The organism is Amycolatopsis dongchuanensis (genome assembly GCF_039542405.1).
Lineage (GTDB): Bacteria > Actinomycetota > Actinomycetes > Mycobacteriales > Pseudonocardiaceae > Amycolatopsis_E > Amycolatopsis_E sacchari.
The window spans coordinates 1-17,139 of sequence record NZ_BAABIB010000119.1 but is presented as its reverse complement, the minus strand read 5'-3'; the positions used below and the strand labels follow the sequence as shown (position 1 = coordinate 17,139).

Sequence of the window (17,139 nt, the reverse complement as noted above, 5' to 3'; positions counted from 1 at the left end):
GGCTCCTCTACAGTGCGCCGGTGGCGTGCTGGTCGGCGATGTACTCGCAGGCCCTGGCGGTGAGGGCCATGATGGTCAGCGTCGGGCCCACGGCGCCGTTGGTGACGTAGGAGCTGGCGTCGGTGACGAACAGGTTGGGCACGTCCCAGGTCTGGTTGTAGGCGTTGAGGACCGAGGTCTTCGGGTCCGAACCCATGCGCGCGCCACCGCATTCGTGGATGGCGGCGCCCATCGCCAGGCTCTTCTTGAAGCCGAGGCGGAAGATCGCCCGGCTGAGCGGGTCGGCGTCCGGCCACACCTTGCGCGAGTCCAGTCCCAGCGCCGATCCGGCGAAGTTGACCCGGAAGCCGCTGGCCTCGGCCATTTCGCGCAGGCCCGCGACCTGCGCCCGCATCAGGGCGCGCTCGTTGTCGGTGATGCCGAGCCGGATCCGCGGGATCGGAATTCCCCAGGCGTCCTTGCGCCGTGGATGCAGGGTGATCCGGTTGTCCCGGTAGGGCAGCATTTCGCCGAAGCCCATGAGCCCGACTGTGCCGGGATTGCCGTCGGGCACGGGCAGCCTGCCGATGGTGCCCTGCACCGCCCAGCCGTGCGCGAACCGGGGGTTGGTGATCTTCTCGACATTGTCGAACCGCGGGATGTAGACGCCGCCGACGGGCGGGTAGTAGGGATCCGGCGGGGCCGGGTCGATCGTCTCGAAGCCGGGGTGGTGCGGGTCGTGGCCGAACAGCAGGCTCGGGGTCTGGTCCATGAAGTAGCGGCCGAGCAGGCCTGAGGAGTTCGCGAGCCCGTCCGGGTGGCCGTCGGTGGCGGAGTTGAGCAGCAGCCGCACCGACTCGATGGTGGAGGCGCAGAGCACCACGACGTCGGCGTGGGCGCGGTGTTCCTTCTTGGTGTGCCGGTCGACGAACACGACGCCGTCGGCCCGCCCGGTCTTCGGATCGAGCGTCACGCGACGCACGATCGCGTCCGTGCGGGTGGTCAGTCGGCCGGTCGCCCTGGCGGCCACGATGCCCAGCGGAACCCGGTGCGGGTTGGGCGCCGCGTACCGCCAGGGCACCACGCGCCGGCCCGGCCAGCGGGCCTCAACCGTGCTCTTGAAGTGCTTTTCGGCCTCGGTCAACAAGGACGTGCCACGGTACTTGCCGTCCGGTAGGTTCGGGATGCCCTCGTCGGTCCCGTACAGGCCGATGAACTCCTCGATCCGGTCGTAGTAGGGCGCGAGATTGGCGTAGGAGATCGGCCAGTCCTCGCCACCGAGGCCCATGCCGGCGCCCTTGAACTCGTGGTCGGAGGCCCGCAGCAGGACGCGCCCGTAGGAGTGCAGGCGTCCGCCCAGTTGCTGACCGCGGATCCACAGGAAGTCCCCGCCTTCGGTGGCGTAGGGATGCTGGAGGTCGTTGACGAGGAACGGGTTCTTCTGTTCCTGGTACATCGCGCGCCGCGACTGGATGTACTGTCCCTTGAGCACCGCGCGCAGGCGCGCGCCCAGGTCGATGCTCATCGCCGCCGGCGGTTTCGGGGGTTGCGGGACGAAGTCGGCCTCGGTGATGTCGCGTCCGGCTTCGAGCAGCAGGACGTCCATCCCGCGCTCGGTGAGCTCCTTGACCGCGATGCTGCCCGCGGCGCCGGAGCCGACGACGAGGGCGTCATAGCGCTTGTTCGATGTGGTGCTCATGAAGTTCCGATCCTTGTCGAATGCGTGGTTCAGCCCGCCGTCGCGGCGGAAACGAACGGCACGGGTTTGTCCTTGCGGCCGTGGCGGAAGAAGCTCGCCCAGACGATCGCGGTGATCACCGCGCTTACGATCGGGACGATCCACATCGGAGTCCACGCCGACGGGCCCGCCGACGGATCAGACGCCACGACCGAGTCGTAGATCTCGCCGGACACGAGCGCCCCGATCAGCTGCCCGAAGCCCGACACCACCGCGATCAACATCGTCTGCGCCTGGTTCGCGAGTTCGGCCGGGGCGATCTCGCCGATGTACATCGCCGCGAGGACCAGGAAGAAGTCCTGGCAGATGCCCTGCAACGCCACGGCCAAGATCGCCAGCCAGTGGTCACCGGCGGCGGCGATGAGCACACCGAACCGGATGCCCCACGTCACCATGCCCATCAGCAGGGCCCACTTCATCCCGATGTGCTTGAGCACGAATGGGATCGTGATGATGAACAGCACCTCGGCCGCCTGCCCGATGGCCAGGACCCCGGCCACGTTCTGGATGCCCAGCGCACCCAGGAACGGCGAGGCGTAGGTGTTGTAGACCCCGAGTGAGATCGACGTCAGCAAGGCGCAGATGATCAGCACAGTGAAGTTGCGGTGCCGGAACATCGCGAACGCCTTCGAGCCGATCACGTCACCGATCGAGAACCGCACCCCCTTCGCGGCAGGCGCCGTGGCCGGCAGGGTGAACGAGTACAGACCGAACACGAAGCTGACGATCGCGGTGACGGTGAACATGCCCACCGAGGCCGACAGCCCGAGCGCACCGACGCCGAGTCCGGCCAGCACCCAGCCGAACGTGCCGAACACCCGGATGTAGGGGAACCAGCGGTTGTTGGCGCCGAGGTGCCGGAACGCGATCGCGTTCGTCAGGCCCAGTGTCGGCTGGAAGAACAGGCAGTACACGAAGATGAGGGCGAGGGCGAGGCCACCGTTGCCAGCCTCCACCACGGCCGGCAGGAACACCATCACCACGCCACCGGCGAGGTGCGCCAGGCCGAGGCTCTTCTGCGAGGCGAGGAACCGGTCCCCGATCGCGCCCAGGAACATCGGGGACACGATGGCCGCGACCGCGGCCAGCGAGTACGCGGTGCCGATGATGGCCGGCAGCTGGTAGGTCGCCAGGACCAGGCCCAGTGTGGCGAACCAGGAGCCGAAGACGACGAACTCCAGCAGCATCATGAGGGTCAGGCGGGCGAAGACGATCTTGGTGCCGCTGCCCGGCGTGGTCGCCGGCAGCGTGGACGTTCTCATCATTGAGATTCCTTTGAACCGTTCGGACGATGAACGTTGTCCGGGGAAGCAGATGACGTCATCGTAAGAACGTTCAGCGTGAAGTCAACAAAGAGCGCGAAAAACGTTCAGTTGCTGAATGATCGAGCCGCGGAAGTCGTCTTCGCCCACTCGGGAAGGACGCTGAGACCCTGTCCGAGGTGGTCCATCATGGCGGCGAGCCCGCCGAGCAAAGTGGCGTCAGCTCCCAGCCGGGCGAGCTGGACCGACAGCGTAGGCGCCACCGTACGCAGGTTGCTGATCTCGACCGAAGAGTTCAGGCCGTCGAACACCAGCTCCCCGGCTTCGCCAAGCAGACCCCCGACGGCGATCACGGACGGTGCCACGAGTTTGGCCGCGTTGGCGAACGCTCGCCCGAGGTGACGGCCGGCCTCGAACAGGACGCGGGCACAGGCCGGATCGCCGCCCCGCGCGGCGGCGATGACGTCGGCCAGCGAGGAGGCCCGGGCGCCCGCGGCCGCTTCCAGGGTCGCCAGGATCGGGCGCTCGGCCACGAACGTCGTGAGGCAACCGCGGTTGCCGCAGAAGCACACCGGGCCGCCGGGTTCGAGAACCGCGTGCCCGATCTCGCCGGCCAGGCCGTCCCCGCCGCGGTGGATGCGGCCGCCGAGCACCAAACCGCCGCCGACCTGCTCCGACGACAGGACGTAGAGGAACGTGTCAGTCCCCTGCCCGGCGCCCCAGGTCCACTCGGCGAGCGCGGCCAGGTTGGCGTCGTTGTCCGCCACGACCGGAACTCCCAGCTCGGCACCGAGATGATCGGCGACGACCACGTCCTTCCACCGGGGCAGCTGCAGACGCGCCCAGGAGGTGACCACCCCGGTCGGGCGGGCGATCGGCGCCTGCATGCCGACCGCCACGCCCGACAGGTCCGCCATCCCGAGCCCCGCCTCGGCGACGAGCGACCCCACCACCTCGGTCACCAGCGCGGGACTGCCGCCCTCGTGCCCGGCGCCGAACGGGATCATGACGTCGTACCGGGCCCGGTGGACGAAATCGAACAAGGCCGCATGCAGCGACGCGACGTTCACCTGGACCGACACCACCGCGCCACGGCTGGACACCAGGGAGACCACCGACTCCCGCCCGTTGACCGGGCGGATCTCCGCGGCCCCCTCAGCGCGCAACTGCTTGACGATGTTGTTGACCGTCGCCGCCGACAGCCGGGTGCGACGGGCCAGCGCCGCCTGCGACGAAGGCCCGTCGCTGCGAAGCGCCTCCAGCACGCGGGCCCTGCTGCCACTGCGACCCGTTCCGCTCCACGCGGACGCTTCCTGCCGACGACCCATACACCGACTTTATTGTTCAGATAGTGAATGGTCAACGGTGCGCTGCGGTGATGGCGCCCCGACGTCGAGCAGTTCCTTCTTCACCGGCAGGACGGCCAGCATGCTCACCAGGCAGACGAGGCCGATCACGATCGCGACGGCGGTGGAGGTGCCGAATCGGGCGTAGGACGACGCGGCCACCAGGGGAACGATGCCGCCGCCGACGATGGAGCCGACCTGGAAGCCGATGGACGCGCCGCTGTAGCGCACTGCCGCGGGGAACATCTGGGTCAGCATGGCCGGCTGGGCACCGTTGATGATCGAGTTCGCGGCGGTCATCAGCAGGAGCCCGGCGAACACCAGCGGGACGGCGGCGGTGTTGACCAGCAGGAACATCGGGAACACCCCCACGGCCGCCAGTCCGCTGCCGATGACGAACATCCGTTTGCGGCCGAGCCGGTCGGCGGCGCGGCCCGCGGCGAGCATCATCGCGATCCACGGCAGGCTCAGCGCGACCGTGATCCACAACATTGTTCCTGACGACAGCTGCAACTGTTTGGTGCCGTAGCTGACCATGTACACGGACAGGAACGTGCCGAGGGTGGGGCCGGCGAAGGAGAGCAGGCTTCCGGCGAGCAGTTGCCGCGGAGAGCGGCGGAAGACCTCCACCAGCGGCAGCCGGGCGATGTCGCGCGCCTCGCGCGCCCGTTCGAACTCCTCGGTCTCGGTGATGGACGCCCGCACGATCAGGCCGACCACGATGAGCACCCCGCTGAACAGGAACGGCAGCCGCCAAGCCCACGACTGCAGCGCGTCGGCGGAGAAAACCTGCGTCAGGAGCAGAAACGCCAGCTGCGAGACCAGGATCCCGGAGGGGATGCCGATCTGCGGGAAGGCGCCGTAGAGCGCGCGCCGGTTCGGTGGCGCGTGTTCGACGGCCATCAGCGCCGCGCCACCCCATTCGCCTCCGACTCCGATGCCCTGGACCAGCCGGAGCAGGACGAGCAGGATCGGCGCCCACACCCCGATGCTCGCGTAGGTCGGCAGCAGGCCGATCAGCGTCGTGGCGATGCCCATGGTCAGCAGGGACGCGACCAGCATCGCCTTCCGACCGATCCGGTCGCCGAAGTGACCGCTGATCAGCGCGCCGACGGGCCGGGCGACGAACCCGACCGCGAACGCGCCCAGTGCGGCGAGAGTGCCGCCGGCTTCGGAGAAGCTGGGGAAGAACTGCTTGCTGAACACGAGCGCCGTGGCCAGCCCGTAGATGTTGAAGTCGTACCACTCGATCACGCTGCCGATGTAGCTGGCGAGCGCGATCCGGCCCGGTCCTGGTTTTGTCGTCATGGGACACTCCTCCTTGAGCGATCCGCTGATGGGTCAGACGTTCAGTGCCGCCGCGACCTGCACGGCGGTGAGGGTGCGGCGCACGTCGTGCACGCGGACGCAGGCGGCGCCCGCAGCGGCCGCGAGCGCGGACACCGCCGCGGTGGCGGCGTCGCGGTCCCGCACGATTCCGAGGAACGACTTGCGCGAGGCGCCGACGAGAACCGGGCGGCCGAGCACGCTCAGCGCCCGCAGATCCGCCAGTAGCTGCCAGTTGTGGCGGGGTTTCTTCGCGAACCCGAGCCCGGGGTCGATGATGATCCGTTCCGGGCGCACACCAGCGGCGACCAGCGCGTCGACCCGTTGAGACAGTTCACCGACGACCTCGGCGACCACGTCGTCGTAGAGGGCGTGCTCGTGCATCCGGGAGCTGGGCGCCCGCCAGTGCATGGCGACGTAAGGGACGTCCGCCGCCGCAACGCAGGAAGCCATGCGGGGATCGGCGAGTCCCCCGCTGACGTCGTTGACGATCGCCGCGCCGGCCTCCAGCGCGGCGTCGGCCACCTCGGCCCGCGTCGTGTCGATGCTGATCGTGACTCCCGCCGCGGCCAGCCTCCGGATCACCGGCAGCACCCGCCGTTTCTCCTCCGCACAGGACACGCGCCCGGCGCCGGGCCGGGTGGATTCGCCCCCGACGTCGACGATGTCGGCCCCCGACGCGGCGAGTTCCACGCCGTGTGCGATCGCCCGGCCGGTCGTGAGATAGCGGCCGCCGTCGGAGAAGGAATTGGGGGTCACGTTGAGAATGCCCATGACCAGGCACCGGTTCCGGGACGGCAGTCCGGCAGCGGCCGCAAGGTCCGTGGGGGCGGCGGTCGTGGTCACTGGCCCGGTGCCGGCGGTGTGCCGTGGGTGTGGAAGGACTCGATGGTCTTCAGTCCCCACGCCTGGCCCTTGGCCCGTTCGGCTTCGGTCCAGTCGATGGTGCGCCAGTCCGGGGCCAGCACGAGGCGGGCTCCGGCGTTGCACAGCTCGATGCGGTTGCCGCCGGGTTCGTAGACGTAGAGGAAGAACGTCTGCTGGATCGCGTGCTTGTGCGGGCCGGTCTCGATGAACACATCCTGTTCGAGCGCGAGGTCGGCGGCGCGCAGGATGTCCGCCCGGCTGTCGGTGGCGAACGCGATGTGGTGCAAGCGTCCGGTGATGCCCAGCCGGTCGCGGGTGTACACCGCGTCGTAACCCTTGTTCGTGAACGTGGTCCAGCTCCCGGCGACCGACCCGTCGTCGAGCACGATCTGTTCGGTGACCTTGGCGCCCAGCAGGTCGCGCAGCACGTCGCGGTTGGCCTCGACGTCCACGCCGAGGAAGTTGACGTGGTCCAGGCGCCGGACGCAGACGCCGGCGCCCGGGTAGGCCTCCGCCTGGTTCTTCAGCGCCGGCCGGGTGTCCTCCTCGGGCTGGAACCACTCGGATTCGTAGTAGAGGCCGAACTCGTGCCCGTCCGGGTCGTGGAAGAGGTAGGTGGGCCCGTACCCGGGTTCACCATCGGTCCAGCCGATGCCGAGGCCCGCCTCCTTGATCGCCTCGACGCGACGCTGGAGCGCGTCCTCGTCGGCGGCGCGCAGATGGGTGCGACCGATTCCGGCAGTGGTGCGCGGGGTGAGCGTGATCGTGTGGTGCTCGTAGTCGTCCCAGGCCCGCAGGAACACCGAGGAGCCCTGGGACCCGTGCGTCCTCATGCCGAGGTAGTGCGTGAAGAACTCGACGCTCTCGTCGAAGGCGGGGGTGAACAACTGGAGATGGCCGAGGTGGGCGACGTCGTGGGCGGCGGGGTTTCGGTTCAGCACAAGGGTTCCTTCTCGTGGTGGCCGACGATGGCGGCGATGAGGGATCGGACGTGTTCGCGCGCGGCACGCTCGGCGGCGACTGGATGACGCCCGGCTACGGCTTGGACGATCGCAGCGTGCTCACGCGCGGAGTCCCGGAGGCGACCGGGGCGCAGGGACACGCGAAACCGCAGCCGGGCGACGCGGGCGTCGAGCCGTGAGACGATTCCGGCGGCCGTCGGGTGACGTGACAGGCCGACGACCAGGTCGTGGAGTTCGTCGCCCAACCGGAAGCACTCGACCGGCTCGCCGCGTTCCGCGGCCGCAGCCAGCCGGTTGCCGGCGGCGCGCAGGCGCCGGTGTTCCTCATCGGTCGCCCGCACCGCCGCGCGAGCGGCGAGGAGGCCGTCCAGCACCTGTCGGCACTCCAGAATCTCGACCACTTCCCCGATCGGCACCGCGCGTACCCGGGCGTTGCTGCCGCGCACGCGGTCGATCAGTCCTTCGGCCGCCAGCTCGTGCAGCGCCTGGCGGACACAACTGCGGGTCGCTCCCAGCGCCGTGCCGACTTCCGCGGCGACGATCCGCTGTCCCGGGACCAGATCGCCGGTCACGATCGCCCGCCGGAGGGAGTTCCGGACATGGGTGGCGCCCGCAGCTCCGCTTCTCGCAGCGAGGTTCATCGTCACCTCCTCTCACCGGCATTGTTGACAATCTTGCGGCCAATGTTGCTTCCGTGTAGCGTCTGTATAGCAGTCAGCGCGTCTGGTGTACAGACATCAGCAGTCTCAGTGGAGAGGTGGCCCTAGATGAGTGCCGAAACCGTGGAACAGGGGATCCAGCGCGCGGGAGGAGCGGTCGAGCTGCTCCGGAACTCCCCGATCCGCCCGCACACGTTCCCGGTGACCGCGGAGTTCACCAACTGGCGCAGCGAGCAGCGGGCGTGGCGGGATTCGTGCGCGTTGCTGGACCAGTCGCACCACATGACCGACCTCTACGTCAGCGGCCCCGACGCTTCGCGGCTGCTGAGCGACCTGGGGGTGAACAGCTTCGCGAAGTTCACACCGGGCAAGGCCAAGCAGTACGTCGCGGTGAACCACGACGGTCAGCTGATCGGGGACGCGGTGCTGTTTCACCTGGAGGAGCAGCACTTCGACCTGGTCGGGCACCCGATGGTGCTGGACTGGGTGCAGTTCAACCTCGAAACGGGGAACTACGACGCGACCACCGAACGGGACGACAACTCCTTCGACCGCGTCTCCGGACCGCCGAAGGTCTACCGGTACGAGCTGCAGGGTCCCACCGCATCCGCGGTGATGGAGAAGGTCATCGACGGCCCGTTGCCGGACGTGAAGTTCTTCAACATGGCCACCTTCACCATCGCCGGGTGCACCGTGCGCGGCCTGCGGCACGGCATGGCGGGCCAGCCCGGCTACGAACTGTTCGGCCCGTGGGAGGAAGGCGACCGGGTCCGCGAGGCGATCCTGGCAGCCGGAGGGGACTTCGGGTTGGTTCGGGTGGGCGCGAAGGCGTACTCGGCGGCGAACCTGGAGTCGGCGTGGATTCCCGCGCCGCTGCCCGCCATCTTCTCCGGCGAGAAGATGAAGGCCTACCGGGAATGGCTGCCGACCACCGCGATGGGTTCGCTGGCCGGTTCGATGGACTCCCCGGACATCGAGGACTACTACGTCACCCCCTACGACGTGGGATACGGCCGGCTGGTGGCCTTCGACCACGACTTCGTCGGCCGCGAGGCCCTCGAAGAGATCGCCAAGAACCCCCGTCGGGAAAAGGTCACGCTCGTGTGGAACAGCGACGACGTCACCGAGGCGATCGGCTCGCTCTACCGCCCCGGGCTGCCGGCGAAGTACATCGAGGTCCCCAAGGCCCGGTACGGACTGCACCAGAGCGACAAGGTCCTGGCCGGGGGCAAGCTCGCCGGGATCTCCATGGACGCCGGCTACCTGGCCAACGAGCACGTCATGGTGTCGCTGGCCACTGTGGACATCGAACACAGTGAGCCCGGCACCGAGGTGACCGTGGCCTGGGGTGAGGACCCCAACTCCACCAAACCGCTGGTGGAGCAGCACAAGCAGGTCGAGATCCGCGCCACCGTCGCACCGGCCCCGTACGTGCAGTTCGCCCGCGAGAGCTACCGCGCGCTGTGACCGAAACAACGACACGCCGGCGGGCGCCGCGCTCGACACGGGACATCCTGCGCACCATCAGCTACGAGATCATGCCGTTCCGCGGCACCGAGGACGCCGTCCTCGAACACGTCCCGGTGGACGTGCCGCTGACCGTCACCGTCACCGAGGCGAAGGGCATCGAGACCACCATCGCCCTCGCGGCGAACCTGACCGCGCGCGGCTACCGGGTCTCCCCGCACGTCGCGGCCCGTATGGTCAGGGATACCGCGCACGCCAAGGACCTGGCCGCACAACTCACCGAAGCTGGGATCGATCGCGTCTTCGTCGTCGGCGGCGACGCGCCGGTCCCGGCCGGGGAGTTCACCGAGGCGCTCGACCTGCTGCGTGTGTTCGCCGAGACCGGGATGTTCACACGGACCGGGATCGGCGGCTACCCGGAGGGGCACGCCAGAATCACCGACCAGGATCTGGACGCCGCACTCACCGCGAAAGCCCCGCTGGCCACGCACGTCATCACCCAGATCTGCTTCGACGCAAGGACCACTGTGGACTGGGCGCGCCGCGTGCACCGCGGCCACCCGGACCTGGAAGTCGTGATCGGGGTGCCCGCTCCGGTGAGCAGGCAGAAGCTCGTGCGTATCGCGGGCGGCATCGGTCTGGGACAGTCGGCACGGTTCCTGCGCAAGCAGCAGAACACGATCTGGAAGCTGATCCGCCCCGGCGGATACCGGCCCGACAAGCTCCTGCGCGCCTTCGAACCCCACCTCGCCGCGCCGGACGTCAACATCGCCGGCATCCACCTGTTCACCTTCAACGAACTGGCCGGCGCCGAAGCCTGGCGGCGATCACTGCTGGCCCGCCTCGACGCCGGCTGAAGGAGGCACCCTCATGCGAACCACGACCACCACCGGCGAGGGGCGACTGCTGGTGTCCGGCGAGGACGGACCCGGCATCGTCGCCGCCGTCTCGGCCATCCTCACCGGTCACGGCGCCAACATCGTCTCCCTCGACCAGCACTCCACCGGCCCGTCCGGTGGGCGCTTCTTCCAGCGGGCCGTGTTCCACCTCGACCGGCTCGCCGACCAGCGCTCCGCGCTCGAAGTGGACCTGCACCGCGAACTCGGCGAACGGTTCGGGCTGCAGTGGTCCCTGGTCGACACCGCGGTCCCGAAACGGGTGGCGCTGTTCGCCTCGAAACTCGACCACTGCCTGCTCGACCTGCTGTGGCGGCACCGCCGTGGCGACCTGCCGATGGAGATCACCCACGTGGTGTCCAACCACACCGACCTGGCGTGGGTCGGCGACCGGTTCGAGGTGCCCTTCACCCACATCCCCGTGGCCAGGGGCGCCAAAGGCGAGGCCGAAGCCGCGCAGCTGGACCTGCTCAAGGGCACCGTCGACCTGGTCGTGCTGGCCCGGTACATGCAGATCCTCTCCGGCGACTTCCTCGCCGCGCTGGGCGTGCCGGTGATCAACATCCACCACTCGTTCCTGCCCGCCTTCGTCGGCGCCGCCCCCTACCGCAAGGCCAAGGAACGAGGCGTGAAACTGATCGGCGCGACCGCCCACTTCGTCACCGAGGACCTCGACGAAGGACCGATCATCGAACAGGACGTCGTCCGCGTCAGCCACACCGACTCCACCGACGACCTCGTCCGCCGCGGCGCCGACGTCGAACGGCTCGTGCTGGCGCGCGCGGTCCAGGCCTTCTGCGAAGACCGGATCATGCGTGACGGCAACACCACGGTGGTGTTCTGATGGGCGCCGGCCTGCTCGACGGCAAGCTGGTCGCCGCGAAGATCAAAGACGATCTCCGCGGCCGCGTCGCAGCGCTGACGGCACGGGGGCACACGGCTGGGTTGGGAACGGTGCTCGTCGGCGACGACCCGGGCAGTGTGCTCTACGTCAACGGCAAACACCGCGACTGCCGCGACGTGGGGATCGAGTCGATCCGGCTCGATCTGCCCGCCACCGCTACGCGCGCAGACGTGCTCAGGGCGGTCGAGCAGCTCAACGCGGATCCCCGGTGCACCGCCTACATCGTCCAGCTACCCCTTCCCTCTGGGCTTGACGAGTTCGAGGTCATCGAGCGCATCGACCCGGCGAAGGACGCCGACGGCCTGCACCCCGCCAACCTCGGCCGGCTCGTCCTCGGCGCCGACGGACCGCTGCCCTGCACCCCGGCCGGGATCGTGGAACTCCTGCGCTGGTACGACATCCCGCTCGCCGGAGCCAGGGTGTGCGTGATCGGCCGCGGCATCACAGTCGGCCGGTCACTGGGCCTGCTGCTCACCCGGCGCAGCGAGAACGCGACCGTGACGCTGTGCCACACCGGGACCCGGGACCTCACTGCCGAAGTCCGGGCCGCGGACATCGTCATTGCCGCGGCCGGCGTGCCTGGACTGGTCCGGCCGGAGATGGTCAAGCCGGGCGCCGTGCTCGTCGACGTCGGCGTCAGCCGCGGACCGGACGGCAAGGTGGCGGGCGACATCGACCCCGCCGCCGGCGACCTCGCCGCCTGGCGCTCCCCCAACCCCGGCGGCGTGGGCCCGATGACCCGCGCGATGCTCCTGGCCAACGTCGTCCGCGCCGCCGAACGGGCTGCCCACGGTCATCGACACGGATGAGATGCTGTCACCATGACCACCGGGCCTGACCACCTGGGCGAACTGCTCCAGCCCGAGAACAGGGCCGCACCGGCGTACCCGATCGCGTCGGTCGACAACACCCTGCGCATCCTGCTGCTCCTGCGCGATCGCGGCACCCTCACCCTCGCCGACGTCGCCGCCGAACTGGGCATCGTCCGCTCCAGCGCGCACCGCCTGATGGCCATGCTCACCTACTACGACTTCGTCCGGCAGAGCCCGGTCGACCGGTCCTTCCGCACCGGACCCGCGCTCATCGACGTGGGCCTCACCGCCGCCCGTACCCTCGACATCCGTGCGCTGGCCCGCCCGATCCTCACCACGCTGGCCGAGTCCACCGGCATGACCGCCCACCTCGTCCTCCCCCGCGGCCGGGAGGTCCTCTTCGCCGACGGCGTGGAAAGCGGGCGCACCATCCGCGCGGCACTGCGCACCGGCAGCACCCTGCCCGCCCACGTTACCGGCGCCGGCAAGGCACTGCTGGCCACACTCACCGACGACGAGCTCCGCCGGCTCTACGCGGACAACCCACCGGAAGCCCTCACCGGCAGATCCATCTCCTCGCTGACCGCCCTCCTCCGCGAAGCGGCCCGGATCCGCCGCACGGGCTATGCGATCAACCACGGAGAAAGCGAAACCGGCGTACTCGCCATGGGAATCGCCTGCACGGTCCCCGAAGCCGACATCCGCGCCGGTCTCGGCGTCTCCGGGCCAGCCTCCACAGTGGACGACAGCTGGGCGGAGCGGATAGCCCAGGCACTCCGCGAGGCCGCGGCGGAGCTGACGAAACAGATCCAGGCCTACCACCTCTGAACGGTGTTTCCCGGACCGCGCTGCTCAGCAGGGACGGAGGTCGGCCCTGGATGGAGAGAACGCCGAAGTGCTCGCTCCGACCACGGGCCGGACATCCAGCGAGAGGAGCAGCAGGCGAGCTGCCATCGCTTCGTGCTCGGGCGAACCTCTTACGGTGATGATGCCGATGAGAGCGGCAGCGACGTCTCGGCGGGGACATCGGCACGGAGTTCACCCGCTCGTGCGACCAGTTTGCAGGATCTCGTCGATGGCCGTGAGCGGCTAGGTCCGGGTGCGGGCATGCGCGATCTCCCCCGATTCGACCAGCGCGAGCCGCGGGCGGGCCGAGTCCGACGGCGAGGTGTCAGGCGAGCACGGCGGCGCCGGCTTCGGCGACCTCGGTGTCCTCGCTCCAGTGCCCGCCCGTGGGCCAGGAACTCGTGCCACTGGGCGGTCGGCATCCCGAACCCGGCGGCGGTGTAGGCCTTGTCCTGCGCGATCTGGACCGCCTGGATGGGCACACCGTCCATCCGCACGAACGCGCAGAGCTGGCCCGACCTCGGCGGCGCTGACCGCCATCAACTACGCCTGCGGCCAACGAGGACTGCCCTACATCTGGGGCGGCGACGGACCCGACAGCGGCGACCGCGGATTCGACTGCAGCGGCCTGACCAAGGCCGCCTACGACGCCGCCGGAATCACTCTGCCCCGCACCGCCCACGCCCACTTCCACACCGGACCCCACGTTCCCGGCGGATCCCCGCTACTACCCGGCGACCTCGTCTTCTACGGCACCCCAGCCCGCATCACCCACGTCGCGCTCTACCTCGGCAACAGCAAGATGATCAATGCCCCCACCTTCGGCAGTCCCGTTCAGATCGACAACTACCACCACCCGAATGACGACTACGTCGGCGCCACACGGCCGTCGAGGTAGTGCAGCTTGGTGTGACGTGACGAGCAGCGACTTGCGGCGCCGTCAGCCCGCGTACGAACTTCCGACGTCGGCGTTCCACCACTCCGAAGCCCGCCGACGGTAGACGACTTCCGCGTAGCATGCGCGGATCTGGAACAACGGACGACCATCGCTCACGCGCGACCAGAAGTACCACCCGTTCTGGTGTGGACTACCCAGCGCAGTAGTCGCCCCGCACGGGGTCGCGAACACCTGACCGTCGTCCAAACGCAGCTTCCCGTCGCTGGTCACGCGTGCCGTGCGGTGCAGGCCGAGCCTGGGTCGCTCATACACCAGCTCCTCGCCCACCGCAAGCGCGCCGACAGCGACCAAGTCCCGCACACTCAGGCGCGCATCCGGATCCTTACCCGACAACAGCGGCGGTGACAGCCGGACTTCGATCGGTGTGGAATCGACACCGTCGGCAAGGACGGTCGCGGCCTCCGCCCCCGCCGTGGCGGGCCACGTACGGTCGAGCCGAGGCCAGGTCCGGACCGCCTCCCAACCGTCGCCCTCGGCCGTCAGCATGCGGACCTCGACAGCATCCGAGTCGTCAGGACCATCACCGGCATGCTGCAGCTGGACCACGAGGTCCCCATCGAAGCCAGTCGACTCGAAATCCTGCTCGCACCACGTCCCGGCGAACAGCAGCACCTCGCCGTCGGCCGCTGATCGGTCGACAGCGGTCACCAACAGCCCCCACGCACCAGGCGGCATGCCCATCGGCGCGGCCTGGGCAGCGCCGTCGGCGATCAACACCACCGCCTCCCGCTGCAGCCCCTCGCGCACACGAAGATCGACAAGACTCTCGGCCGGCTTAGTCACCAGATTCTCTTGCACAGCAGCCCCCTTCGATGAATGGCAATGCGATACGGGTCCATCCACGCTCGATACACGCACGAATGTCAAGCCGTCTATGCATTTTTTTCTGCTTCGACCGGATTGTGCTTGACGGGGAAGAGAATCCTTGTCAACGGATGGCGGGACCATGCCGACAGCGGTCTTTTTTGGACAATCACTTGACACGGCGGCGGTGACGAAGCGTCCACGTCGGCGTGAACCTCGAGGGGTTCTTCCGCCTCACGCGGCGCGCGATCCCGCATCTGCTGGACAACGGAGGTGGCCACATCGTGAACCTGACCACCAGCCTGGTCGACCACGCCCTGTCCACCGTCCCGTCCGCCCTGGCTTCCCTCACCAAGGGCGGTCTGCAGTCGGCGACCAAGGCGCTGGCCATCGAGTACGCCGACCGCGGTGTGCGCGTCAACGCGGTGTCCCCCGGGATCGTCAAGACCCCGATGCACGCCCCGGAAACGCACGAGTCGCTGGCCGGCCTGCACCCGGTCCGCCGAATGGGCGAGATCTCGGACATCGTCGACGCGGTGCTCTACCTGGAAAACGCCCCACCGATTTAGTCATTGTGCGAACCACTCCGTTCGGGGCCGTTTCCGTTGGTAGGGCGGGTGCTGCCCCGTCGTTGTTGCGGGGTTGGGGGATGCGGAAGACCGGGATGAGCCGGTCGGGGCCGGTGATGGTGACTTTGGCGACGAGGGCTTCGACAAGTGCCTTGGTTTGGTTGTGGGTGCCGTTGGTGATGATCTCGGTGATGTGATCGGCCACCGCTGCCAGGGTGGCGGGCTCGGGGGTGGTGGGCTCGTCGTCGAGCGCGAGGGTGAGTTCGTCGCGGCGGATGCGGAGTTGCTTGGTCTTGGCGCGTAGTTCGGTGAGCCGGTCGGCGACGAGTTCTTCGTCCATCGTGCCGCGCTCGAACGCGGACAGGTACCGGTCTATGGCCTGCCCGGTCTTGGTGATCTCGTTCTCGACGGCGGCGAGTTCGGCGTGCCGGTCGGCGTGCGCCGCCTGGTGCTGTTTCTGTTCGTGGGTGATGGCGTCGGCGATGAGGTCGTGCCGGGTGCGATAGAAGGTGGCCAGGGCATCCAGGACGGCTGCGTCCACGGCGTCGGCGTTGAGCCGCGACATGTCGCACTTGCTGGCGTCGTAGCGGGCGAGGTTCCAGCACGTGTAGTAGCGGTAGGTGCGGTTTCGTCCGGTGGCGCGGGTGCCGATCATGGCTTTGCCGCACTGGGGGCAGCGCAGGCGTCCGGTGAGCACGTAGTCGGAGCCGGACGCGGCCCGGTGGGCGTGGGATTCGCCGCGGGCGTCGAGGATGGCTTGGGCCTGCTCCCACCGGGTGAGGTCGATGATGGGTGCGTGGGTGTCGGTCACGGTGGTCTCCCGGAACGTCAGTTCGCCGAGGTAGACGCGGTTGTTCAGGGCGCGGATGACTTGGTAGCCGGACCACTTGCCACCCGAGCTGGTGCGGTGGCCCCGGTCGTTGAGCACTTTGGCGATGGCGCGGGACCCGAGCCGGTCTTTGGTGTAGAGGTCGAAGATCATCCTGACGATCACCGCTTCGTGCTCGTCCACGATCAGCGTGTGCGAGGTCTTGTCCACCTGGTAGCCGAATGGGCGTTTGCCGCCCTTCCACTTGCCCTTGGCGTGCTTGCGTTCCATCCCGGCGATGACCCGGTCGATGATGGTGTCGCGCTCGAACTGGGCGAACATGCCGAGCATCTGCACCAGCATCCGACCCATCGGCGTCGAGGTGTCGAACGGTTCCGTGGCGCTGCGGAACACCACCCCGGCTGAGTCCAGTTCGTCAAGCAGCATCACCATGTCCCGCAGGTTCCGGGAGAACCGGTCCACCCGGTACACCAACAGCACGTCGATCAACCCGGCACGGGCGGCGGCGAGCGCGCGTTGCAACCCGTCGCGTTCGGTAGTGGCACCGGAGGCGTCATCAGGGAACCGCGCCACGAGCCGCCAACCGGGCTGGGAGCCGATGTAGGCTTCCAGGCGCGCATCTTGAGCTTCGATCGAGTAGGGCTGGTGCTCGTCGTCAGTGGAGCGCCGCACGTAGATCCCCACTCGCACGTCATCGCCGAGTGTGGTTATCGCTGCTTTCTTGGTGCGTTGCGCGGTTGTTGATCGCGCCATTGTCCGACCCCCCTTGGTTCGGCATTTCCGCGTGCCCTGTGGTAGCCGTTTGTCCGGCTGCCACAGGACGGCTACGCGGCTACTAGATCACTACTAGTTTTGACTTAGAGCTTGTCTCACTTGGTGAGTTTCTTGTAGCAGGTGATGGCGGCTCCGAGGGTG

15 protein-coding genes and 2 pseudogenes are annotated in these 17,139 nt (G+C 68.6%); 7 read left to right on the top strand and 10 right to left on the bottom strand.

What is annotated here, in order from left to right; all coding sequences use genetic code 11:
* Positions 1-7: 7 nt before the first annotated feature.
* The 7 genes from ABFX51_RS30305 to ABFX51_RS30275 form a co-directional block, all read right to left on the bottom strand.
* The gene (locus tag ABFX51_RS30305) at positions 8-1,678 is read right to left on the bottom strand and encodes a GMC oxidoreductase (protein WP_346055698.1); all 1,671 of its coding nucleotides are present in this window, start codon (positions 1,676-1,678) and stop codon (positions 8-10) included.
* A gap of 29 nt (positions 1,679-1,707) precedes the next feature.
* Complete coding sequence (locus ABFX51_RS30300; RefSeq protein ID WP_346055696.1) at positions 1,708-2,982, bottom strand: MFS transporter; 1,275 nt, start codon at positions 2,980-2,982, stop codon at positions 1,708-1,710.
* Positions 2,983-3,086: 104 nt separating this feature from the next.
* Positions 3,087-4,307 carry an ROK family transcriptional regulator gene (locus ABFX51_RS30295; protein ID WP_346055695.1) on the bottom strand — a complete coding sequence of 407 codons (1,221 nt, stop codon included), beginning with the start codon at positions 4,305-4,307 and terminating at the stop codon, positions 3,087-3,089.
* Between the two features lie 9 nt (positions 4,308-4,316).
* Positions 4,317-5,633 (bottom strand): MFS transporter, encoded by a 1,317-nt coding sequence (locus tag ABFX51_RS30290; RefSeq protein WP_346055694.1) that lies wholly within the window; start codon positions 5,631-5,633, stop codon positions 4,317-4,319.
* A gap of 33 nt (positions 5,634-5,666) precedes the next feature.
* Entirely contained in the window at positions 5,667-6,425 is a 759-nt protein-coding gene (folP, locus tag ABFX51_RS30285; RefSeq protein WP_091514189.1) for a dihydropteroate synthase, read from the bottom strand.
* A 68-nt stretch (positions 6,426-6,493) separates the two neighbouring features.
* Complete coding sequence (locus ABFX51_RS30280) at positions 6,494-7,459, bottom strand: VOC family protein (protein WP_245783326.1); 966 nt, start codon at positions 7,457-7,459, stop codon at positions 6,494-6,496.
* Entirely contained in the window at positions 7,453-8,121 is a 669-nt protein-coding gene (locus ABFX51_RS30275; RefSeq protein ID WP_091514186.1) for a GntR family transcriptional regulator, read from the bottom strand. The genes ABFX51_RS30280 and ABFX51_RS30275 overlap by 7 nt, the downstream gene beginning before the upstream one ends.
* A gap of 126 nt (positions 8,122-8,247) precedes the next feature.
* Between ABFX51_RS30275 and ABFX51_RS30270 the strand changes: the two genes are divergently transcribed.
* The 5 genes from ABFX51_RS30270 to ABFX51_RS30250 are packed head-to-tail and all read left to right on the top strand — an operon-like array spanning position 8,248 to position 13,046.
* Positions 8,248-9,606 carry a glycine cleavage system protein T gene (locus ABFX51_RS30270; RefSeq protein WP_091514184.1) on the top strand — a complete coding sequence of 453 codons (1,359 nt, stop codon included), beginning with the start codon at positions 8,248-8,250 and terminating at the stop codon, positions 9,604-9,606.
* Positions 9,603-10,463, top strand: coding sequence for a methylenetetrahydrofolate reductase (locus tag ABFX51_RS30265; RefSeq protein WP_245783325.1), 861 nt, complete (start codon positions 9,603-9,605; stop codon positions 10,461-10,463). The genes ABFX51_RS30270 and ABFX51_RS30265 overlap by 4 nt, the downstream gene beginning before the upstream one ends.
* 13 nt (positions 10,464-10,476) lie before the next feature.
* Complete coding sequence (gene purU, locus ABFX51_RS30260; protein ID WP_091514182.1) at positions 10,477-11,346, top strand: formyltetrahydrofolate deformylase; 870 nt, start codon at positions 10,477-10,479, stop codon at positions 11,344-11,346.
* Positions 11,346-12,215: a bifunctional methylenetetrahydrofolate dehydrogenase/methenyltetrahydrofolate cyclohydrolase gene (locus ABFX51_RS30255; RefSeq protein WP_091514179.1), complete on the top strand. Its 870-nt coding sequence runs from the start codon at positions 11,346-11,348 to the stop codon at positions 12,213-12,215. The genes purU and ABFX51_RS30255 overlap by 1 nt, the downstream gene beginning before the upstream one ends.
* A gap of 12 nt (positions 12,216-12,227) precedes the next feature.
* Positions 12,228-13,046, top strand: coding sequence for an IclR family transcriptional regulator (locus tag ABFX51_RS30250; RefSeq protein WP_091514176.1), 819 nt, complete (start codon positions 12,228-12,230; stop codon positions 13,044-13,046).
* A 149-nt stretch (positions 13,047-13,195) separates the two neighbouring features.
* Here ABFX51_RS30250 and ABFX51_RS30245 read toward each other — a convergent pair whose 3' ends face one another.
* Positions 13,196-13,555 (bottom strand): heme-binding protein, encoded by a 360-nt coding sequence (locus ABFX51_RS30245; RefSeq protein ID WP_245783324.1) that lies wholly within the window; start codon positions 13,553-13,555, stop codon positions 13,196-13,198.
* Positions 13,556-13,578: 23 nt separating this feature from the next.
* Between ABFX51_RS30245 and ABFX51_RS30240 the strand changes: the two are divergent.
* Positions 13,579-13,962, top strand: a pseudogene (locus tag ABFX51_RS30240) (C40 family peptidase); the annotation flags it as partial.
* A 42-nt stretch (positions 13,963-14,004) separates the two neighbouring features.
* Here ABFX51_RS30240 and ABFX51_RS30235 read toward each other — a convergent pair.
* Entirely contained in the window at positions 14,005-14,820 is an 816-nt protein-coding gene (locus ABFX51_RS30235) for a restriction system modified-DNA reader domain-containing protein (RefSeq protein ID WP_091514172.1), read from the bottom strand.
* Positions 14,821-15,035: 215 nt separating this feature from the next.
* Between ABFX51_RS30235 and ABFX51_RS30230 the strand changes: the two are divergent.
* Positions 15,036-15,314 (top strand): annotated as a pseudogene (locus ABFX51_RS30230) (SDR family NAD(P)-dependent oxidoreductase); the annotation flags it as partial.
* On the opposite strand, the gene ABFX51_RS30225 reads toward ABFX51_RS30230, so the two are convergent.
* Positions 15,268-16,908, bottom strand: coding sequence for a recombinase family protein (locus ABFX51_RS30225; RefSeq protein ID WP_245783323.1), 1,641 nt, complete (start codon positions 16,906-16,908; stop codon positions 15,268-15,270). The pseudogene ABFX51_RS30230 and the gene ABFX51_RS30225 sit on opposite strands and share 47 nt — an antisense overlap.
* Between the last annotated feature and the right edge of the window lie 231 nt (positions 16,909-17,139).